Source organism: Arthrobacter sp. SLBN-112 (assembly GCF_006715225.1).
Lineage (GTDB): Bacteria > Actinomycetota > Actinomycetes > Actinomycetales > Micrococcaceae > Arthrobacter.
This window is the reverse complement of the sequence record NZ_VFMU01000001.1, coordinates 1486782-1509294: the sequence shown is the minus strand read 5'-3', so window position 1 is coordinate 1509294 and position 22513 is coordinate 1486782. Positions and strand designations below refer to the sequence as shown.

Below are 22513 nucleotides of genomic sequence, written 5' to 3'. Positions count from 1 at the left end.
CACCTCCCAAAGCACCACGTTCCATCCCATATCGTTCCAAGGAGCACACCCATGTCAGAGCTGACACTCAACAACGGCGTCACTATCCCGCAGCTTGGCTTCGGCGTTTTCCAGGTCCCGCCGGAAGAAACCCAGCGGACCGTGGAGGACGCCCTGGAAGCGGGATACCGCCACATTGACACCGCTGCCGCGTACCGCAACGAGGCCGGAGTCGGGGCAGCACTGGCCGCCACCGGGATAGCACGCGAGGACATCTTCGTCACCACCAAGCTGCGCAACGGCGAGCAGGGCCGGGCGCAGGAAGCATTCCAGAACAGCCGCAAGGCACTTGGCCTGGACTTTATCGACCTCTACCTGATCCACTGGCCGGTCCCCTCCCAGGGGCTGTTCGTCCAGGCCTGGAAGGAGATGGAGCGGCTGTACGAGAACAAGGAAATCCGTGCCATTGGCGTCTCCAACTTCCTTTCCGACCACCTGGACACGCTGCTGGAGTCGGCTGAAACCGTTCCGGCCGTCAACCAGATCGAGCTGCACCCCAGCTACCAGCAGGCGGACCTTGCCGCCAAGTGCAGGGGCCTGGGCATCGCCGTGGAGGCCTACAGCCCGCTGGGACAGGGCGGTGACCTGAACGGCAACGCCGTCACCGAAATCGCCAACGCCCATAACGCCAGCACGGCCCAGGTGGTGCTCGCCTGGCACCTGGCCAACGGAAACATCGTCATCCCCAAGTCGGCAAACCCGGACAGGATCCGGGAAAACTTCGCAGCTTCGTCCCTGACGCTGTCCCAGGACGAACTGGCCGCGGTCACCGCACTGGAGTCCGGCGCCCGCATTGGCTCCGATCCCGCCGTCGCCGCATTCACCCAGATGTAGGTTCCGACAAGCTCCACCACCGAAAGGATTTTCCATGCAGTACACCCACCTGGGCCGTTCCGGCCTGAAAGTTTCCCGCCTCTGCCTGGGCACCATGAACTTCGGCCCCCAGACGGAGGAGGCGGACGCCCACGGCATCATGGACTCGGCCCACGAGGCCGGCATCAACTTCTTCGACACCGCCAACGTCTATGGCGGCGCGGACCACCGCGGCTGGACTGAGGAAATCATCGGCCGCTGGTTCGCCAAGGGCGGCGAGCGCCGCGAACACACCGTACTGGCCACCAAGCTCTACGGCACCATGACGGACCGGCCTAACGAATCCAAGCTCTCGGCACTCAACATCCGCCGGGCACTGGACGCGAGCCTCAAGCGCCTGCAGACGGACTATATCGATGTGTACCAGTTCCACCACATCGACCGCGATACCCCGTGGGACGAGATCTGGCAGGCCATCGAGGTGGCCGTGCAGCAGGGAAAGATCCTGTACTCGGGCAGCAGCAACTTCGCCGGCTGGCACATCGCCCAGGCGCAGGAAGCCGCCCGCCGCCGGAACTACACCGGGCTGGTCAGCGAGCAGTCCATCTACAACCTTTTCCGCCGCGAACTGGAACTCGAGGTCATCCCGGCCGCAGAGCAGTACGGGCTGGGCCTGATCCCCTGGTCTCCCTTGCAAGGCGGGCTCCTGGGCGGTGTGCTGAAAAAGGAGCGCGAAGGCGTGCGGCGGACCGAGGGACGGGCGGCGGAAACGCTGAAGAAGCACGAAGACCAGATCCGCCAGTACGAGGACTTCGCCGACGAACTGGGCCACGAGCCCGGCGACGTTGCCCTTGCCTGGCTCCTGCACCAGCCCGCCGTAACCGCACCGATCGTGGGCCCGCGCACGCAGGAACAGCTGGACGCGGCCATCCGCGCCCTGGACGTCTCCCTCGACGACGACGCTCTCAAGCGGCTGGACGACATCTTCCCGGGACACCGCACGGCACCGGAGGACTACGCGTGGTAACCCTACCCGTGGGCGATACCGTGGCACCCCGGAGCATCCTCTTCATCGGCGGCACCGGGGTCATCAGCGCGGCGGCAGCAGAACGCGCCGTCGCGCTGGGCCACCGGCTTACTATCCTGAACCGGGGCCAGTCCAGCAGGCCGGTCCCGGACGGGGCGGAGGTGCTGCACGCGGACGTCCGGGATGCGGCGTCGGCGCGGGAGGTCCTCGGCGGCAGGGAGTTCGACGCCGTTGCGGACTTCATCTCCTACACTCCGGACCAGGCGCAAACAAGCATGGAGTTGTTCCGGGAGCGGACCGGGCAGTTCGTCTTCATCAGTTCCGCCTCCGCCTACCAGAAGCCGCCCACCAGGCTTCCCATCCGGGAGTCGACGCCGCTGAAGAATCCGTTCTGGCAGTACTCCCGGGACAAGATCGCGTGCGAGGAGCTGCTGTTCCGGGCCTACCGGGAGCAGGACTTCCCCCTGACCGTCATCCGCCCGTCGCACACTTATGACCGCACCAAGATTGCGATGGTGGGCGGCTGGACGGACATCCACCGCATGCGCAACGGTCTTCCGGTCATGGTCCACGGCGACGGCACCTCGCTGTGGACCCTGACCCACAGCAGGGACTTCGCCAAGGCATTCGTCGGCGTGCTGGGAAGGCCGCAGGCGGTGGGCGAGAGCTACACCATCACCTCCGACGAGTACCTGCCCTGGAACCAGATCTACGGGCTCTTCGCCCGCGCAGCCGGGGTCCGTGAGCCGGAACTGGTGCACGTGGCCTCCGAGACCATCGCCGCCCACGACCAGGAACTGGGCTCCAACCTCCTGGGCGACAGGTCCCATTCGGTGGTCTTTGACAACACCAAGATCAAGTCCCTGGTCCCGGACTACACCGCCACCATCCCGTTCGCGGACGGTGCCCGGGAAATCGTCGAGTGGTATGACAGCCACCCGGAGCTGCAGCAGGTGAACGAGGCCTACATGCAGCTCTCGGACAAACTCACCAGCTGGTCCCGCCAGGGAGCCTGAGCCGGTAGCGCCGGCCTGTCGCTCCAGCGGCGGACCGGCGCCGCCTGCCGGCTGTGCTAATTTCGGCGCATGACGTTGCCCGCTTCCGAACAGACCGCCGATAAGCCTGTGGCCGCCGCCATCGGGCTCCTGGCCAGGCAGGGTTTCGATGCAACATCCGTTGAGGAACTGGCCGAAGCCTCGGGCATGAGCCGCAGCACGTTCTTCCGGCGGTTCGGGTCAAAGGAGGACGTGGTCTTCGCCGACCATGAACGGATCCTGCGCCAGGTGAATGACCGGCTTGCGGAATCAAGGCTGGAACCCCTGGCCGCCGTCGCGGACGCAGCACTGCTGGTCTTCGACCACCACCTGCGGAACCGCGAAACGTCCCTGGCCCGGTACGAGCTGCTGCAGGCCGTGCCGGCCCTTCGGGACCGCGAGCTGGTCACGTCCCACCGGTACGAGCGCGCCTTCCTGCAGTACCTCAATGACAAGCTGCCCCAGGATGGACGGAGCGGGTACAAGGCCGTGGCCTTCGCCGCAGCCGTGGTGGCCGTGCATAACGCTTTCCTCCGGCAATGGCTGCGTGCCGCTCCCGGCGCCGGGAAAGCCGCGGATATGGACCGGAAACGGGCAGCCGCCCTCGCTGCCGAACTCCGGGCCCTGGCGGAAACGTTCAGGCCCGCGCTCCTTGGTGGCGCCGCCGCCGCCCCACCTGCGCCGACCGTCGTCGTGACCGTCCTTCCAGGCCAGGCAGGCAGGGAAGCGATCGCCCAAGCCGTTCTGGACGCCCTCCCCTAGCCTGCCATCACACTGATACTCAGTTTCTTGACGTGGAACTGGGTTTCAATGCATCCTTGGTCGATGTGGTGGAAGCCACATTCGTTCCGCCGCCGCTGATTTAGAGGATGCAAACAAATGACGACGACGTCGCCTACCCAGTTGCCCGCCCGCACCGAAAGCACTGCCGGCTTTCCTGCCGGCACCGTGGAGCCCGACTACTTCTTGACGGAGGCCCTCGGCACCGACCCCGCGTCCGTCCTCACCGACATCAGCGATGAGGACCGCACGTACTGGGACCGGGCCCGCCGCTTCGTCCAGGACGAGGTCCTCCCGGTCATCGACGGCTACTGGGACCGCGGCGAGTACCCGCTGCATCTGCTCCGGCGCCTTGGTGAACTGGACCTGCTGAGGGACGGCGTCCCGGTGGACGGCTACGCTCCGATGAGCAGCATGGCCGCCGGGCTGGTGAACATGGAAATCAGCCGCGGCGACGGCTCCGTTGCAACCATGATCGCGGTCCAGGGCGGCCTGGCCCTGCGCTCCGTAGCGGAGTGCGGATCCGCTGAGCAGCGGGAGCGCTGGCTGCCCGCGATCGCCGGCGGCACCGAGTACGCCGCATTCGCCCTGACGGAACCCACCCACGGCTCAGACTCGGTGGCCCTGGAAAGCACGGCAACCCGTACGGACGGCGGCTACCTGCTGAACGGCGAAAAGAAATGGATCGGCAACGGCTCCGTTGGCGGCGTCAGCATTGTTTGGGCGCGGGGCGACGACGGCCAGGTCCACGGCTACCTGGTTCCGCAGGACTCCCCCGGCTACAGCGCCACCAGGATCGAGGGCAAACTGGCCCTGCGCGCCATCTGGCAGGCCCACATCCGGCTGGAGGATGTCTTTGTCCCGGAAGCGAACGTCCTGCCCGGCGCACGCACCTTCAAGGACACCGCCCGCGTCCTGCTGGCGACCCGGCTTGGTGTCGCCTGGTCCGCCGTCGGCCATGCCACCGCCTGCTACGAAACCGCCCTCCAGTACGGCAGGCAGCGCAAGCAGTTCGGCCGGCCCCTGGCCGCCTCCCAGATCGTCCAGGAACGGCTGGCCCGCATGCTCAGCGAACTGGCCACCATGCAACTGATGGTGGTGCAGATGACCCGGCTCGATGAAGCCGGAATGCTCGCTCCGGAGCAGGCGTCGCTGGCCAAATACACCTGTACCCGGACCGCCCGGGGCATTGCGTCCAATGCGCGCGACCTGCTGGGCGGCAACGGCATCCTGCTGGAAAACCGCGTGGCCCGGCACCTGGCCGACATCGAAGCCATCCACACCTATGAAGGTACCGAGACCATGCAGGCCCTGATCATCGGCCGGGGCATCACCGGTATGTCCGCCTTCGCCTGAAACCTACCGCCTGGCTTCCGCCGCCCGCCATCCCTGAAAGGACTGTTCTTGAACCAGAACGCCAACATCCCCGTCATCCTGGGCGGCGCCCGCACGCCGTTCGGCCGGTTCCGCGGCGGCCTCACGCCCTTCTCCTCCAGCCAGCTCGGCGCCCATGCCATCCGGGCAGCACTGGAACGGACCGGCGTGGCGCCGGAACAAATCGGCGCCGTGATCGTGGGGCAGGTCATCCAGGCCGGCGCCGGGCAAGGTCCCGCACGCCAGGCCAGCCTGGCAGCCGGCATCGGCTGGGATGTCCCCACCATCACCATCAACAAGCTCTGCCTGTCCGGGCTGACTGCCGTGATCGACGCCGCCCGGATGATCCGCACCGGGGAAGCGGATTTCATTGTCGCCGCAGGCCAGGAGTCGATGACCAACGCACCGCACCTGGTCCCGGGGCTTCGCGCCGGCGTCGTCATCGGCGATGCTCCCATGCTCGATTCCCTGAACCACGACGGACTCCAGGACCCCGTGAGCGGCAAGCTGATGGGCGAGGCCACGGACGCCGGGAACGCTCAGCGCGGGATCAGCCGTGCCGAACAGGATGTGGTGGCGGCCCGCTCGCATCAGCGCGCCGAGGCCGCCCGGGCCGCGGGGGTGCTGGCCGAGGAGATCGCACCGATCCAGGTGCCGCAGCGCAAGGGCCCGGCCGTGACCATTGAGCACGACGAAGGCATCCGCCCGGAAACCACGGCCGAATCCCTGGCGCAGCTCCGGCCGGCATTCTCCAAGGAGGAGACGGCCACCATCACCGCCGGATCGTCATCCCCGCTCTCCGACGGCGCAGCAGCCCTTGTCATTGCGAACAAAGCGGCAGCCGAAGCGGCAGGGCTGGAGTGGATCGCCGAGATCGGCGCCCACGGCCAGACGGCGGGACCGGACGGATCCCTCCACTCCCAGCCGGCCCGTGCCATCGAGCGCGCGCTGAAGGACCAGGGGCTCACGGTGCAGGACCTGGACCTGGTGGAAATCAACGAAGCATTCGCCTCTGTCCTCATCCAGTCCGCCAACGACCTGGGCATCGACACGGGGGCCGTGAACGCCGACGGCGGCGCCATTGCCCTGGGGCACCCGGTGGGCGCCTCGGGCGCACGCCTGGTGCTGCACCAGGCACTCGCGCTGAAACGCCGCGGCGGCGGCACCGGCGTCGTGGCCCTCTGCGGGGGCGGCGGCCAAGGCGACGCCCTCATCCTCAAAGCATGACCATCCCAACGAAGAAGCAGGCCATGACCAACAACCCCTCCGTCGACGGCTTCGCCACCATCTCCGTCGCAGCCGTCCTGGCCGAATCAGCCAAAAGGACACCAAACAGCATCGCCCTCGTGGTGGGTGAGGACCAGGTCAGCTACGCCGACCTCTGGGACCAGACCCGCGCTTATGCCGGCGCGCTGCGGGCCCGCGGCATTGGCCCGGGAGACGCCGTCGCCGTCCTGATCCCCAACGTCCCGGACTTCGCCCGGGTGTATTACGCCATCCTGTCGCTCGGCGCCATCGTGGTCCCCGTTCATGCCCTGCTGAAGGCCCGCGAAATCGAATACGTCCTGCAGGACAGCGGCGCCAGGCTGCTGGTCTGCGCTGCTCCCCTGCTCACGGAGGGGGCTGCCGGCGCTGCGGCCAATGGAACCGACGTCCTGACGGTGATGGCTCCCGACGACGGCGGGTTCCCCCGGCTCGAAGCGGAAGCAGCCGCCGCCGAACCCATCCGGACGTATGAACCGTGCCGCCCCTCGGATACGGCCACCATCCTTTACACCTCGGGCACCACCGGTAAACCGAAGGGAGCGCTGGGCACGCACTTCGCCCTGGTGGAACAGACCAGCGTGCTGCTGACCAGCGTGATGGACTTCCGGCCAGGCGACGTCCTGTTCGGCGGGCTGCCGCTCTTCCACACCTTTGGCCAGACGGTAGTCCTCAATACGGGCCTGCGTGCCGGAGCCACCATCGTCCTGATGCCGCGCTTCACCGGCGAGGACGCGCTGAGGCTGCTGGCGCGGCACAACGTCAACATCTTCCTTGGGGTACCCACCATGTATGTGGCGCTCCTGGAAGCTGCCAAGACCGTGCCGGACCGTCCGACGGTCCTGCGGTACGGCATCTCCGGCGGAGCCTCGCTTCCGCTGGCCGTCATGGACAGGTTCCGGGACGTCTTCGGCGTGGAGATCCACGAAGGCTACGGCCTGACCGAGACCTCCCCGGTGGCCTCCTTCAACCACGTGGGCACGGCGCCGCGGCCCGGCACCATTGGGGTCCCCATCTGGGGCGTGGACATCGAGATCGCCCGCCCGGAGACGGTGGAGGCCATCGAGCTGCTGCCCAACGGTGAGCTCGGTGAGCTGGTCATCCGCGGGCACCTGCTGATGAAGGGGTACCTCAACCGGCCCGAGGCCACCGCGGAGGCGGTGGTGGACGGCTGGTTCCGCACCGGAGACCTGGGAACAAAGGACGACGACGGCTACCTCACCATCGTGGACCGCAAGAAGGACATGATCATCCGCAACGGCTACAACGTCTACCCCCGGGAAGTGGAGGAAGTCCTGCTGACCCACCCGGCAGTGGTGAGCGCCGCCGTCTATGGCATCCCCGATGAGGTCCACGGGCAGGAAATTGCGGCCGCGATCGTGCTGGACGCCGGCGCAACCGTCAGTGAAACCGAGTTGGTGGACTTCGCCAGCAACCAGCTCGCGGCCTACAAGTACCCGCGGGTGGTCAGGATCCTTTCCGAACTCCCTCTCGGTCCCAGTGGAAAGATCCTCAAGCGCAAGCTGGCCGGGGACCCCGCCTAGGGCACGTTTGGCTGTAGCAGGACCGGTCAGGGCAAAGCGGGCCAGGGCAGGGCCGGCGCTCGGGGCAGGACACCGCAGCGCTCCCGGCCAATGCCCGCCGCTGCCCGCCGATGCCCGCCAAGCATGCTTGGCGGGCATCGGCTTGCCGCTTCTACAACGTTCTAAATACCCTGCCTGAGCAAGGAAAACAAGGCTTGTCTTCACCCCTCCCCCGGCCCTAGATTGCTGGGGAAGCGTTTTCCGGTCTCAAAATTGAAAGGATTCACTGATGAATCCCCGCCTTACCCCCATACGCCTTCTCTCGGTCGGCGCCGCCGGCCTGGCACTGACGGTGGGCTGCCTCTCAGCCCCGGCCTCCGCCGTCGGGCCCTCCCCCAAGCCGGGAAACCCCGGCATCCAGCTGGACCACCTGGACCGTGGACTGGTGGCCGCCGGCACCTCGGAGGGCGTCTTCCTCAGTTGGCGCCTGCTGGGCAATGAAGCCACGGGGTCCTCCGCCACCGGCCTCACCGGCACCGACTTCACTGTGTACCGCGACGGGCAAAAGCTGGGCACCGTCACGGACAGCACCAACTTCCTGGACCGCAGCGCGCAGGCTCGGCCTATCAGGTGCGCGCCGTCGTCGGGGGCGTCGAAGTGGACCGCAGCGCAGCAGCCACCCCCTGGGGCAGCAACTTCAAGGACATCCCGCTCAAAAAGCCGGCGGATGGCGTGACCCCTGCCGGCCAGGCCAACACCTACTCCGCCAACGACACCTCGGTGGGTGACGTGGACGGCGACGGGCAGTACGAGTTCATCGTCAAATGGGACCCCAACAACTCCAAGGACGTCTCACAGGTGGACTACACGGGCAACACCTATGTGGACACCTACAAGGCGGACGGCACCCTCCTCAGCCGGATCGACCTGGGCGTCAACATCCGCGCCGGCGCCCACTACACCCAGTTGCTGGTCAACGACTTCGACGGCGACGGCCGGGCGGAGATGATGATGAAGACGGCGCCGGGGACCAAGAGCACCAGCTTCAATGCCGACGGCAGTGTGGCGGCCAGCTCCTTCATCTCACTGCTCCAGTCCGACATCGACGCCGGGTACTCCAACACGGACGACTACCGGATGAGCGCCGCCGATTACTACCGGCACATGGTGAAGACCTTCCAGGGCTGGACCGAGCACCCCGAAGTCAAGGCAGGCCACTGGCCCGCCACCCTTGAGCAGGCTTTCGGCATCGCGCCGAAGTACAAGTACCCGCTGTCCCAGGCCGATGCCGAAGCGCTTACCGACTACTTCATGGACGTCTACGCCCCGTCGCGCAGCGCCCGCAACAACCTGCGCGCGTTTGAAGGCTTCATCGTTTCCGGCCCCGAGTACCTGACAGTGTTCGAGGGCGCCACGGGCAAGGAGCTGAAGACGGTGGCCTACGCGCCGGGACGGACGGACGATGGCCTGATGTGGGGTGATTACGCCATGGCGCGGATCGAGCCGGGCAACCGCGTGGACCGGTTCCTGGCCGGGGTCGCCTACCTCGACGGCAGGAAGCCGGCCGCTGTCTTTGCCCGCGGCTACTACACCCGCACCACACTGGCCACCTACACCTGGGACGGGACCGACCTGTCGCCGGTCTGGAACGTGGATTCGGGCTGGACGCCCATGACCAATCCGTTCAATGACTCCCCGCACGGCCGCGACGGCACCGACCCCACCTACGGCAAGCTCACCACCCAGGGCTTCCACTCGCTGAGTGCCTCCGACGTGGACGGTGACGGAAAGCAGGAGATCGTCTACGGATCGGCAACGCTCGACGACGACGGTTCAGTCCTGTACACGTCGTTCGACACCCTGCCAACCGGCAGCGCCGCGCCCGGCGAAGAGGCGCGCCTGGGACATGGGGATGCCATGCATGTGGCGGACATCGACCCGGCGCGCCCCGGCAAGGAGATCTTTACCGTGCATGAAGGGGCCTCCTATGCCCCGTACGGCTACGCAATGCGGGACGCCGCCACCGGGGAAGTGCTGTTCGGCGCCTACTCGGGCAAGGACACCGGCCGCGGCATGATCGGCGACGTGGATCCGTCCGTCCCCGGCATCGAGAACTGGGCCATCGGCATGCAGTCGGCGGACGGCCGCAAGCTCTCCAGCAGCGCCCCCGGAACCAACATGAGCATCAAGTGGGCCGCCGACATGACAACGCAGATCATCAACGGCTCCGGCGACCAAACCCCCACCATCGATGACTGGAAGCGCGGACGCCTGCTCACGGCGGACGCCACCCGCACCAACAACGGCACCAAGGGCACCCCCAGCCTGGTGGCGGACATCCTGGGTGACTGGCGCGAGGAGATGGTGGTCCGCACGGCTGACAGCTCAGCACTCCGGATCTACCTGAGCACGGAGGTCACCAACCACAAGCTCTACACACTGATGCACGATCCGCAGTACCGCGCCGAGGTTGCCCGCCAGAACACGGCCTACAACCAGCCTGCCTACACCGACTTCTACCTTGCCTCCGACATGACCTTCGGCAACGTACCCCTGCGGGCCGCGTGGCTGCCGGGCAGCGTCAAGGCATTGCAGGACATCCTGGCGGACCTGGTGGACTCCGGGGATGTGGCCGGGCCGGTGGCGGACCAGCTCCGCGCCAGCATCCAGCAGGCCGCGAAGGCGGTCCAGGACGGCGACCCTGCCAAGGCTGGCCAGGCCATGCAGAGGTTCGCCGACTTCCTTGCCCAGCAGAAGGGGCCGGATACGGTATCAAGTACGGCCCGGGTGGCGTTGGACTACAACGCCGGCAACATCCTCCGGGCCTTCTCGAATCCAGGCCAGTAAGGGCAGGGACGGCCGATAAAAGGGAGACTGATGGCATGACACTTGCACCGCTCATCGAACTCAATGACGGCAACAGGATTCCCCAGCTGGGGCTTGGCACCTGGCCGCTGGATGACGAACAGGTGGCTGCCGCCGTCGTTCATGCCGTGGAAGCCGGGTACCGGCACATCGATACCGCCGTGAAGTACGGCAACGAACGCGGGGTAGGCAACGGCATCCGCGCCAGCGGCGTGGACCGGAGCGAGCTCTTCATCACCACCAAGCTGGACGGTGAGTTCCAGGGCGACGACCGTGCAGTGGCGGGCCTGGAGGGCTCACTGAACCGGCTGGGCCTGGATTATGTGGACCTGCTCCTGATCCACTGGCCGCTCCCGGGACGGGACCAGTACATCTCTACCTGGCGGACGTTTGAACGGCTGCAGGCGGAGGGAAAAGTCCGGTCCATCGGGGTGTCCAACTTCAAGCCGGCGCACCTGGAGCGTCTGATGGCGGAGACCAACGTGGTCCCCGCGGTGAACCAAATCCAGCTCAGCCCTGCAATTACCCGGTCCGCCGAGCGGCAATTCCACGAACGGCACGGGATTGTCACCGAGTCCTACAGCCCGCTGGGCGGGTCCGGCGCAGGTTTATTAAGCGCGCCCCTCCTTGCCCAATTGGCGGAAAAGCACGGAAAAACCCCCGGCCAACTGGTCCTGCGGTGGCACATACAAAACGGATTGGTAACGATTCCCAAGACGGCTTCGCCCGGCCGGATGGCGGAGAACCTGGACGTGTTCGATTTCGCCCTGGACCCGCAGGATCTAGCGGAATTATGGGTGCTGGACGAGGGTCCCGGCGCGGGCAACGATTCAGACAAAACAGGGCACTGAAACCTGCCTGAACAGGGCTTTTTTCTCAAAACGGGGTTGGCAAAAAGATAGTAAGCATGATTACTATTGGGGCAGAAGGATGAAGTGCCTCCGGAACCTGGAGGCCTCCTTTACTTAGGAAGAGAGCAACAAATGGGATTTATTGCATTTCTGATTCTCGGACTTATTGCTGGTGCGATCGCTAAGGCGATCCTCCCGGGCAGGCAGGGTGGCGGCTGGGTCATCACTCTGATCCTGGGCGTCGTTGGCGCTTTCCTCGGCGGCTGGCTGGGCGGGTTGATCTTCGGCAGTGGACTGCAGGAGTTCTTCTCCATCCAGACGTGGCTGCTGGCGATCGTCGGCTCGCTGATTGTCCTTGCCATCTACGGCATGGTCACCAAGCGTAGCGCCCGCGGATAACTGTACGGGCATGCCAGGAGGCCGGCCTGGGGACACCATCCCCAGGCCGGCCTTCATTTTCTCCGGCAAGGGGCGCCCGCTACGCCGGCCGGAACTGACAACCTTCTCGCAGAGCAGGAGTTCATCGTGAAAAACAAGCTTCTTTTAGGTGTCGGCGTTGCCGTCGGCTATGTCCTCGGCTCGCGTTCAGGCCGTGCGGCCTATGACAAGCTGAAGGCCCGCGCAGCCGGCATCTGGGACAGCAAGCCTGTCCAGGACAAGGTATCCGTGGCTACGGAGACCATCAAGGAAAAGGCCCCCGAGGTGGCGGACCAGTTGACCGAAGCCGCACGCCGCGCAGGCACGGTCATTGGCTCGGCGATGCACCGGGACGGCAGTTCCGGCGGAGGCCAGGCATCAGGGACAGCGGGTACTTCCAGTGGCACGCCTGCCACCGGTACCTCCGGCTCTCCTTCAACCGGCACTTCGGTGGCGGGCGACGCCAACAGTGCGGCCGAGGACCACATCCCCGCACACAGCACCCACCCGGAGACCACCAACCTTGGCACCTCCGATGGGACCGGCACCAAAGCCTGATCATTGATTTCGCCCTGACCATTACGCCGCAGCTATCGGTTGACATGGGAAGATGCAGGCTTTGTGCTACAACTGAATCGCCTTGCCGGCCGTCGCGATCCTTGGGGGACGCGGCGGCCGGCAACGTTTAACGGGGCTTGAAACAACACCAGCCCGGGTTTTCCACATAGGGGTTTTGGGGTGTCCTGGTTGTCGGTGGTGGCTGGCAGAGTTGGGTTATGGAGGCCATTGGGGAAGATCTTGGGCAGGCGGACGACGCCGGCAGTTGGCTGCCGCGCCTGGCCAACCTTCAGGCAGTCCCGGCCGGGCAGCCTTCAGTGCAGTCCCAGGAAGTCTTATCTTCGGCAGTTGCTGTCGCACGGGATCGGCTCAGTCAGCTGGGTGCGCAGCTTGCGGCCGCTGCCCTGGCCGCCCCGGACCTGCTGGCGTCCGCCTCTTATGTCGAGGCCGCCGACTTCGCCGACGGGGTCGAGGAACTGGTCCGCACCGCGGAATACCTGCAGATCCTCTCGGCCGGCGCTGTAGACCGGACCCGCACCCAGGCCATCAACGACACCGCCACGACCCGCGCCAGCCGGTCCCGGGGCTGGGTCACCGGGTGGGACGCCAACGGAGTCGAAACCCTGAACACCGGGCCGGCAGCTGTCAGTGAAACAGACGCCACCTGGCCCGGCCTGCCCTCCCAGCCCGGGGCAGTCGCTGCACCCGGCCAACCGGTGGCGTCCCCGGCCGACGACGGGTGCCGGAACACCGCAGAGTTCCTCCGCCTCCGCCTGCGGATCCCCATCCGTGAAGCCCGCCGCCGCCTCACCCTCGCCCGGCACGTCCTCCCCGGCGCCACCCTCACCGGCGAACCACTCCCACCAACCCGGCCACACCTCGCCGCCGCCCTCACCCCGGGCCCGCGATCGGACGCCAACCCCCAGGCACCGGTGGTGTCCTCCCACGCCGCGACCCTCATCACCGCTACCCTGGACCGGCTCCAGCACCACACCACGGAAGAAACCCTGGACCGGATCGAGCACCACCTCACCCACGCCGCCACCGCCGCCCACCCCGACTTCCTCACCCGCCTGGCCCAACGCTGGACCGACACCATCGACGCCGACGGCACCGAACCCACCGAAGAGGCCCTCCGCCACACCCAGGGCGCCTTCATCCGCAAACCCCGCCACGGCCTGCACCACGTCGAAATCTTTGCCACCACCGACCAATACGAACACCTCCTCACCGTCATGAACACCGCCACCAACCCCCGCACCACCACCCCCGACACCAGCACCGGCACCGGCAACACCACAGGCGCAGACACCGGTGCCAGGGACAGCCCAACGGCGAACAACGGAACCGACCACACCGCCCAGATAGACCTGGACCAGCGCACCCGGGCCCAAAAACAACTCGACGGCATCATCACCGCCGCCAAAACCGCCCTCGCCACCACCACCCTGCCCACCACCGGCGGCAACCGCCCCCAAATCATCGCCACCATCCACTACCAGGACCTCTTCCCCGGACCCCTCCCCACCTCGTCCGGAAGAACAGAATCAACAACAGGGGCACAGGTGGAAACCCGGGCAGGAACACCAGCAGGGACCGGGACCTTCGCGTTCACTGGGCCCGTCGCCGCGCCCACCCTGCGCAAAATCGCCTGCGACGCCGACATCATCCCCGCACTCCTGGGAACCCACGGCGAAATCCTCGACCTCGGCCGCAAAACCCGCCTCTTCACCCCCGCCCAACGAACCGCCCTCACCGCCCGCGACCAAGGCTGCGCCTTCCCCAACTGCACCATCCCCGCACCCTGGTGCGAAGCCCACCACATCACCTACTGGTCACACGGCGGACCCACCACCACCAACAACGGCGTCCTGCTCTGCAGCCACCACCACCACCTCATCCACAAAGAACAATGGACAATCACCACCACCCACGGCACACCCACGTTCATACCCCCACCCCACATCGACCCCACCCAAACACCACAACAAAACCACTACTTCAAACCACCGCCACCACCCGACGGAATCGGATGAGACAAGGGTGCAGAACAGGTCGCGGGTTGCCGGACCGGCTTAAGATGGACCGCCACTTCACGGTGCTCTGGGCCCGAGGCCGCATCGGGTTTAAGGATCCGGGGCTGATCAAGAACTTCAGGATGCCTATGCGCGTGGGTCCCCTGTCGCCAGGCGCCCGACCACCACGGTGCCGTCCACTTCCTCTGAACGGACCGTCCGTGTGTCGAACCCGGCGGCGGCGAGGATCCCTGAAGTGCCGGCAGCCTGCCGCTGGCTGGTTTCGATGAGCAGATGACCGCCGGGAGCCAGCCATCCGGGGCTTCCGGCAGCAACACGGCGCTGGACGTCGAGGCCATCAGCACCGCCGTCGAGGGAGGCAACAGGTTCGTACAGGCGCGCCTCGGGCGGCATGGTGCGGATAGCTTCCGTGGGCACGTACGGTGCGTTGACCACCAGCACCCTGACCTGGCCGCGCAGCCCTGCCGGCAGGGCATCGAACAGGTCCCCTGCATGCACCTGGCCGCCGATCAGTCCAACGTTTCGACGGGCACATCGAACAGCCGCAGGTTCAATGTCCGCGGCATGCAGTTCCACCCACGGTGCCTGATGAATGACGGCCGCTCCCACGGCTCCGGACCCACAACAGAGGTCAACGACAACGGCGGGCGCCGGCAGGGGCCACTGCGGCAGCAGCGCCAGGGCCTCATTGACCAGCAGCTCGGTACGGCGTCGGGGGACGAACACACCGGGTTCCACCAAAATCCGGCGGCCGGCGAATTCCGCCCAGCCCAGGATGAGTTCCAGGGGGACGCCTGCCGCACGGCGCTGGACGTTCCGGTGAAGGTCATCGGGAGTTGAGGCTTCGGCGAGCAGCAGGCGGGCCTCTTCCTCGGCGAAGACGCAGCCCGCGGACCTTAAGGCAGAGACAACGCCGTCGAAGCCCCGTGATGGGGAAGAACCGGGAGCCGGTGAAGGACTGCGAACAGCCCGTGATTCAGGACATGGCACAGCAACGCCCTTCGCTGAGCCGGCGGCCACACCCATGCCTGCTAGGCCACGCTCTCCGGACGGCGCCGGGCGGGGACACCCAAGGCTATTACCGCGGTCATGGGCACCGCCTCCTTTCGTCCGTTGCTGGGAATCCCATGCTAATAGGTGGCCTTATTCACGGGAATGGGTGCCAGTTCTTGGCAGGATGGGACCATGACCATGGGAACAGCCAGCGACATTCTTTGGATCGGCACCTACACCCCCGACGGCGGCGGCCGCGCCAAAGGCATCGGGGCTGTCCGGGAGCACCAGGACGGAAGCCTTGAATGGCTGGGCACCGCAGTCGAGGCACAGTCGCCGTCGTTCCTGGCCGTCCACCCGACGCTGCCGGTGGTGTACGCGGCAGCCGAGCAGCGTAAAAAGGTCCAGGCCTACCGCCGTCGGGGCGATGCGGCGCTGGAACTAAACGGGGCACCGCAGCCGGCAGGCGAGGCCACGTGCCACGTGGCCGTGGACCCGCGCGGCCGGTTTGCCACCGCTGCCTGTTGGGGCGACGGGCAGGTCCTGCTCTACGAGCTGAATGACGACGGCGGCCTGGCCGGGCGGTTCCCCGCCGCACCGTCGGTTGACCCCCACGCAAGCCTTGCTCCCGGCAGCCCCCGGCAAAGCCGTGCCCATGCCAGCCTGATGCTGAGCGACGGGCGGGTCATGACCACGGACCTGGGCCATGACACCCTCCGGATTTGGAACTATGAGCCTGGCAGGGGGCTGGTGGCCGACCACGAGGTGATCCTTCCTTACGGCAGCGGTCCCCGGCATATGGTGGAGCACCCTACGGGCAATGTCTTCATCGTGTCGGAGTACTCCGTGGAGGTCTTCGTGGTCCGGCCCGAGGCCGGCACCTATGAGCTGGTCTTTCGCGGACCCGCTACCGCCGGCGGGAGCCAGGACGGCGATTCCGCTGCCGAAATCTGCCTTGGCCCGCAGCGAAACTTCGCGTACGCCGGCGTCCGCGGATCCAACATCGTCAGCGTGCTGGAAGTAGCAGGAGGCGGCACCGAACTGATCCCCGTCAAGGACTTCGGCAGCGGTGGGGACTGGCCGCGGCACCACCTGGTCCGGGGAAACTGGCTGCACGTGGCGCACGAAAGGTCGGACAACATCGCCACATTTGAGCTGGATCCCGTCACCGGACTCCCCGGCCCGAAGCTTCATGATCTGGGGACCCCATCGCCCACTGCCCTGGTGTCCGCCGGCTGACCGTAAACACAGCCAGGACTTCCTGCAAGGGCTCGAGCCCGGACACACAGGGCGCGCCCACAAACGCTGGAGTAATTCAGTGCAAGCGCTTACAGTTGTGACTTGGTTCACAGGTCAGCATGCTGTCCTTCGAATCCTCCTGCCGCATCCCTTGTCAACGGCAAGCCTGTACAGCAGCGCTGCTTCCCAGGAAGGTCTCACCCTTGTTATTCCGCACCCCTCCCGGCGCGCCCCCACGCGCCCAACTGCGGCCAAAGCCCGCAGGAACACAGCATCCCACAGCCCGTCAATCAACCTCTGGCCGTGCCATGGCGGCCAGGTCCGCAGCCGGCCTCCTGGCAGCCGCCGTGGCGGTTTCGGCGGCAGTCCTCCCGGCCCATGCCGCCGTGGGCCTTAAGGATCCAAAGAATCCCGGCACCCAAGGCCAGGGCTCCTCCTCCGCACTCCATTCGCTTCGCGGTCCCGTCACGGACGAAAACTTCTACTTCGTCATGGCAGACCGCTTCAGCAACGGCAGCACCGCCAACGACCAGGGCGGGCTGGGGCCGGACCCTATGGTCTCCGGCTTCGACCCCGCAAAGAAGGGCTTCTACAACGGCGGGGACCTGACCGGGCTGCGGAACAAGATCGACTACATCCAGGGCCTGGGCACCACGTCCATCTGGTTGACCCCCAGCTTCAAGAACAAGGCCGTCCAGCCGGAGGACAAGTCAGCCGGCTACCACGGCTACTGGGTCACGGACTTCACGCAGATCGATCCGCACCTGGGCACCAACGACGAGCTCAAAGCCCTGATCCAGGATGCCCACGCCCGCGGCATGAAGGTGTACTTCGACATCATCACCAACCATACGGCGGACGTGATCGGCTACCAGGAGGGCGCCCGCAAAGGCTACGTCTCCAAGGACGCCGTCCCCTACAAGACGGCCTCGGGCGAAACCTTCGATGACCGTGACTACGCCGGCACCGGAACCTTCCCCGAGCTGGACGCGAACACATCATTCCCCTACAAGCCACTCCTGGCCCCCGGTGAAGAAAACCTCAAGGTCCCTGCCTGGCTGAATGACCCCACGCTGTACCACAACCGCGGCGACACCACCTTCACCGGTGAAGACTCCATGTACGGCGACTTCTTTGGCCTCGATGACCTCTTCACCGAAAACCCCACCGTGGTGCACGGCATGGAGGACATCTATGAGTCCTGGATCGGCGACTTTGGCGTGGACGGTTTCCGGATCGACACCATGAAGCACGTGAACAACGAGTTCTGGCAGGAATTCGGCCCCAACGTCCTCAGCTACGCCAAGGAACACGGCAAGGACGAGTTCTTCATGTTCGGCGAAGTCTTTGACACCACCAAGAGCTTCACGTCGCAGTTCACCACCCGCAACAAAATGCAGGCCGTGCTGGATTTCCCCTTCCAGGACGCTGCCCGCAACTTTGCTTCCAAGAGCCAGGACGCCAAGGCGCTGCAGGCCTTTTTCGCGGGCGACGACTGGTACACGGACGCCGATTCCAACGTCTACGAGCTGCCCACCTTCCTGGGCAACCACGACATGGGCCGCATCGGCAGCTTCATCGCCCAGGACAACCCCGCCGCAAGCGATGCGGAAAAGGTGGCCCGCGATGACCTGGCCCACGAGCTGATGTACTTCTCCCGCGGCAACCCGGTGGTCTACTACGGTGACGAACAGGGCTTCACCGGCCCCGGCGGCGACCAGGACGCACGCCAGACGCTCTTTGCCAGCAAGGTGCCGGAGTACCTGGACGACGACCTGCTGGGCACGGACGCCACCCACGCCACCGACAACTTCAACCCGGGCCACCCCCTCTACGCCAAGATCGGCGAACTGGCCGCCCTCACCAAGGAGCACCCGGCACTGCGGAACGGGGCGCACCAGCACCGATACGCCTCCGACGGACCCGGCATCTATGCCTTCTCCCGCACGGATGCCCGGGACCAGCGCGAATACGTGGTGGCCCTGAACAACAGCGGCCAGCCCCAGACGGCGGAGGTCCCCACCTACATCGCCAAGCGCAGCTACACGCGCATTTACGGCGAGGGCGCCGACGAGGCCAAAACCTCGGACGATGCCACACTGACCGTCACCGTCCCGCCGCTCTCCGCCGTCGTCTACGAATCCTCGGGCCGGATCCCGCACTCCAAGGAGGCTCCCGCCGTCGCCCTCCAGCAGCCGGCCGCAGCGCCGGCTGACAACGGACGCATCAACGTAACGGCCGACGTCGGCGGTGCTTCGTTCTACGAGGTCACCTTTGAGGCGAAGACGGCCGGCGGCCAGTGGCAGCCCATTGGCACGGACGACACCGCGCCGTACCAGGTGTTCCACGACGTGGCGGCGCTGGACGCCGGCACGCCGCTGGAGTACCGCGCCACCGTCCTGGACAATGGCGGGCATGCCGCCACCAGCCAAAGCCGTTCAGCGAGCGTTCCCACGCCCGTTCTGACCCTGCAAAAGCCCGCCGAGGGCAGCAGCGTGGAAGGCAAGGTTGAGCTGAGCGCCACCGCTGATCCGGAGAAGGCGAGCCATGTGGTGTCCTTCGAACGCAGTGTTGGCGGCGGGGGCTGGACCGCGGTGGGCACAGACTCGTCGTCGCCCGTCTACTCCGCAACCGACGACGTCTCGGCCCTGGACGATGGCACCAAAATCCAGTACCGCGCAACGATGGCCGGCCCGGGTTTCAACGTCGCCAGCGACACCAGGACCGTCACGGTTGGCCAGGCCCCGCAGCCCGACTCCGTCACGGTGGCCGGCTCCCTGAACCAGGCAATGGGCTGCAGCGCAGACTGGGATCCTGCCTGCAGCCAGGCACGGATGACCCTAGATCCGGCTGACCGCATCTGGCGGCTGACCGTGGACCTCCCGGCCGGCAAGTACGAATACAAGGCGGCACTCAACGGCGGCTGGGACGAAAACTACGGCGCCGACGGCCAGCTGAACGGGCAGAACATCGTGCTGGACCACCCCGGCGGCAGGGTGACCTTCCGCTACGACAACAGCACGCACCTGCTGAGCGCCGTCTATGCCTCACAGCAGCCGGCCGCCGTGGCGGCTGCCGGGAGCATGGACAGCGAGCTGGGCTGCGCCTCGGACTGGGAGCCGGCCTGCAGCCAGGCGCAGCTGGTGCTGGACCCGGCCGACCTCCTGTGGAAGCTCTCTGTTCCGGACCTGCCGGCGGGAAGCTACGAGTTCAAGGCGGCCCTCAATAAATCGTGGGACGTCAGTTACGGGGCCGGTGGGGCAACGCCGGGGGCCAACATCGTGTTTGAGCACGACGGCGGCCCGGTCACCTTCCGTTACGACCACTTCACCCACGTGATCACGGCGGGCTAGGTTCACCCTCCGATACAAGGCAAGCAATAAGCAACAGGCCCCGCCGCTTACCAAAGCGGCGGGGGCTGGTTGCGTCCATTTCCCGCTTAGGAGCCGTGCAGGGCTCCCTCCACCGCCGCAAGCAGCGAGTTGAACCGCTTGTTCGCGGGAAGGTCATCGAGGTAGACGGGCTTGCCGTCCGGGCCGCCCAACGGCACCTGCCAGTTAGGGTAGAGGGCCTCCGTGGTTCCGGGCTGGTTCTGGACCCGCCGCTCCCCCACCGCATCCACCAGGGCCACGCCGAGCAGTACCGACGGCGCCTGGGCCAGCAGGAGGTGCAGCGCCTCGATGGTGTGCTCCTCCGATGCCTGCCCCTGCGCACCGCCGGCAGCGCCTTCGGAGAGGTACCCGCGTTCGCGCAACAGGGCGAACATCTTCTCCAGGGACGCGTTGTGCTCCGTGCGCTCCTCCTGCTCGGACCGCTCCAGCAGCCCCAGCCGGCTCCGCAGGCCCACGTGGTCCCCGGCAAGGTAACCGGCGGTGGGCGGAAGGTCGTGGGTGTTGACGCTGGCGAGCGCCTGCGTGCGGTACTTTTCCGGCGCAAGGGGCGAATCGCCGTCGTACTCAAACCAAAGGATGGACGTGCCAAGGATCCCGCGGGCCGCGAGGTAGTCACGCACCCATGGCTCGAAGGTGCCCAGGTCCTCCCCGATCACCACGGCGCCGGCACGCTGCGCCTCAAGGGCGAGGATGCCGATCAATGCCTCGTGGTCGTAGCGGACGTACGCGCCGTCCCCGGGAGCATTCCCCATGGGAATCCACCACAGCCGGAACAGGCCCAGGATGTGGTCCACGCGGATGCCGCCGGCATGCCGGAGAACGTTGGCCAGCATGTTGCGGAACGGTTCGTATCCCGCCTCTGCCAGCCGGGCGGGGTGCCACGGCGGCTGTCCCCAGTCCTGGCCCTGCTGGTTGTACATGTCCGGCGGGGCCCCCACGCTGGTGTTCGGGGTCAGCACGCCGCGCAGTGTCCAGGCGTCCGCGCTGCTGTGATCCACGCCCACCGCGAGGTCGTGCACCACGCCCAGCCGCATCCCGGAACGCAGCGCTGCCTTCTGGGCGTTTTCCAGCTGTTCGTCGCAGATCCACTGCAGCCAGCGGTGGAACCCGATCCGGTCCGCCAGCTTGGTCCGCAGGGCTTCCGCTTCCGGGGTTCCGATGGCGCAGGCTGGGTCTTTCCAGAGCGGATCGTCCGGCGCCAGGTCCTCCCGGATGGCCGACCACAGCGCGAAATCCTCCAGGCCGCCGCCGGAAATGCGGCAGAACTCGTCGAAGGCGGCCTGCCGGGCGGGTGAACGGCGCGTGTGGTAGAGCATTTCCAGCGCCTGCAGCTTCGCCGCGTACACGGCATCACGGTCCAGCCGGGCACCCTCCCGGTTCAGCCCTGCCACCTCCTCGTGCAGCTTTTCCAGGGCCGCACGTTTCCGCGGCCGGAGGTAGGCCAGCTCGGGGATGGCCTCGATCCGGATGTAGAGCGGGTTGAAGAACCGGCGGGTGGACGGCGAGTAGGGCGAGGGCTGGACCGGCGGAACGGGCTCAGCCGCGTGCAGCGGGTTCACCAGTACGTAGTCGGCGCCCCGTGCGCCGCTGATGGCGGCCAGGTCGGCCAGGTCCGCAAAGTCGCCGATGCCCCACGACCGCTTTGAGCGGACCGAATACAGCTGCGTGGCCAGCCCCCAGCCGCGGCGTTCCTCCAGGGGCTTTGCCGTGGCCAGCCGTGCCGGCGTCACCACCAGGGTGGCGGTGGCGGTGGCACCTTCCGACTCCGCGTGCAAAGTGTGCCACCCCAGAGGCAAGTCCTGGGGAAGGGAGAACGTGGCACGTCCCCTGGACACGCCGTCGACCTCCTTGGGCTCCATCCAGACATCCTGCTGGACGGCCTCCCGTTCCCCGGTTCCCCCTTCCAGGCTGACGGTAAGGCGCGCAGTAGCGCCGTCCCGGACATGGACGGGCACCTGGGCGGGCTCGCCCTGTTTGATGACGACGGCGGGCGGCAGCATCCGCCGCCACGGCGCCAGCTCCGCTTCCGCCAGGGCAGCCTCGATGTGCCGGTTGGTGTGTGCCTCAACGCCAAGGGCGGCAAGCACCTTGACCAGCGTCTCCTGGGCAACGGAGTGCGGAAGCCCGTCCCAGCCCTGGAAGGACGTGCCCACGCCATGGGCATCCGCCAGTTGCTGCAGCAGGTGCGGATCGACCGGCCCAGGGGCAGCGGCGGGAGGGCCTGCCGTGGTGGTTGGCCGTTCTGCATGCTGTTGGTCTGAAGCCGTCATGGGCGTCCGCCTCGTCTGTGATGGTCCCGGAACTTTACA

At 66.7% G+C, this 22513-nt stretch carries 15 protein-coding genes and 1 pseudogene; 14 read left to right on the top strand and 2 right to left on the bottom strand.

Translation table 11 applies throughout. The features are described from left to right. Nucleotides 1-51 precede the first annotated feature (51 nt). The 12 genes and pseudogenes from FBY33_RS07060 (at nt 52) to FBY33_RS07005 (ending at nt 14580) form a co-directional block, all read left to right on the top strand. On the top strand, nt 52-873 hold the full coding sequence (locus tag FBY33_RS07060; protein WP_142029955.1) for an aldo/keto reductase: 822 nt from the start codon (nt 52-54) through the stop codon (nt 871-873). A 34-nt stretch (nt 874-907) separates the two neighbouring features. Continuing rightward, nucleotides 908-1879, top strand: a complete 972-nt coding sequence (locus tag FBY33_RS07055; protein ID WP_142029954.1) for an aldo/keto reductase — start codon at nt 908-910, stop codon at nt 1877-1879. Further along, nucleotides 1873-2895: an NAD-dependent epimerase/dehydratase family protein gene (locus FBY33_RS07050; RefSeq protein WP_142029952.1), complete on the top strand. Its 1023-nt coding sequence runs from the start codon at nt 1873-1875 to the stop codon at nt 2893-2895. The genes FBY33_RS07055 and FBY33_RS07050 overlap by 7 nt, the downstream gene beginning before the upstream one ends. 69 nt (nt 2896-2964) lie before the next feature. Continuing rightward, nucleotides 2965-3675 carry a TetR/AcrR family transcriptional regulator gene (locus FBY33_RS07045; protein ID WP_200831334.1) on the top strand — a complete coding sequence of 237 codons (711 nt, stop codon included), beginning with the start codon at nt 2965-2967 and terminating at the stop codon, nt 3673-3675. 117 nt (nt 3676-3792) lie between these two features. Then, nucleotides 3793-5049: an acyl-CoA dehydrogenase family protein gene (locus FBY33_RS07040; RefSeq protein WP_142029950.1), complete on the top strand. Its 1257-nt coding sequence runs from the start codon at nt 3793-3795 to the stop codon at nt 5047-5049. Between the two features lie 48 nt (nt 5050-5097). Further along, the gene (locus tag FBY33_RS07035) at nt 5098-6294 is read left to right on the top strand and encodes an acetyl-CoA C-acetyltransferase (RefSeq protein WP_142029948.1); all 1197 of its coding nucleotides are present in this window, start codon (nt 5098-5100) and stop codon (nt 6292-6294) included. 23 nt (nt 6295-6317) lie between these two features. Beyond that, entirely contained in the window at nt 6318-7874 is a 1557-nt protein-coding gene (locus FBY33_RS07030; protein ID WP_142032612.1) for a long-chain-fatty-acid--CoA ligase, read from the top strand. A gap of 268 nt (nt 7875-8142) precedes the next feature. Continuing rightward, nucleotides 8143-10700, top strand: a pseudogene (locus FBY33_RS20865) (rhamnogalacturonan lyase). A gap of 35 nt (nt 10701-10735) precedes the next feature. Next, nucleotides 10736-11569 (top strand): aldo/keto reductase, encoded by an 834-nt coding sequence (locus FBY33_RS07020; protein ID WP_142029946.1) that lies wholly within the window; start codon nt 10736-10738, stop codon nt 11567-11569. A gap of 132 nt (nt 11570-11701) precedes the next feature. Further along, complete coding sequence (locus FBY33_RS07015; protein WP_056331329.1) at nt 11702-11968, top strand: GlsB/YeaQ/YmgE family stress response membrane protein; 267 nt, start codon at nt 11702-11704, stop codon at nt 11966-11968. Between the two features lie 126 nt (nt 11969-12094). Then, nucleotides 12095-12544, top strand: coding sequence for a YtxH domain-containing protein (locus FBY33_RS07010; protein WP_142029944.1), 450 nt, complete (start codon nt 12095-12097; stop codon nt 12542-12544). A gap of 218 nt (nt 12545-12762) precedes the next feature. Continuing rightward, entirely contained in the window at nt 12763-14580 is a 1818-nt protein-coding gene (locus FBY33_RS07005) for an HNH endonuclease signature motif containing protein (protein WP_142029943.1), read from the top strand. A 126-nt stretch (nt 14581-14706) separates the two neighbouring features. Here the strand turns inward: FBY33_RS07005 and FBY33_RS07000 are convergent, their stop codons facing one another. Continuing rightward, on the bottom strand, nt 14707-15570 hold the full coding sequence (locus tag FBY33_RS07000) for a putative protein N(5)-glutamine methyltransferase (RefSeq protein ID WP_235010477.1): 864 nt from the start codon (nt 15568-15570) through the stop codon (nt 14707-14709). A 195-nt stretch (nt 15571-15765) separates the two neighbouring features. On the opposite strand from FBY33_RS07000, the gene FBY33_RS06995 reads away from it, so the two are divergent. Further along, nucleotides 15766-16812 (top strand): lactonase family protein, encoded by a 1047-nt coding sequence (locus tag FBY33_RS06995; protein WP_142029940.1) that lies wholly within the window; start codon nt 15766-15768, stop codon nt 16810-16812. A 308-nt stretch (nt 16813-17120) separates the two neighbouring features. Continuing rightward, nucleotides 17121-20165, top strand: a complete 3045-nt coding sequence (locus tag FBY33_RS06990) for an alpha-amylase family glycosyl hydrolase (RefSeq protein ID WP_235010476.1) — start codon at nt 17121-17123, stop codon at nt 20163-20165. An 86-nt stretch (nt 20166-20251) separates the two neighbouring features. Here FBY33_RS06990 and malQ read toward each other — a convergent pair whose 3' ends face one another. After that, nucleotides 20252-22474, bottom strand: a complete 2223-nt coding sequence (malQ, locus tag FBY33_RS06985) for a 4-alpha-glucanotransferase (protein ID WP_142029937.1) — start codon at nt 22472-22474, stop codon at nt 20252-20254. Nucleotides 22475-22513 lie beyond the last annotated feature (39 nt).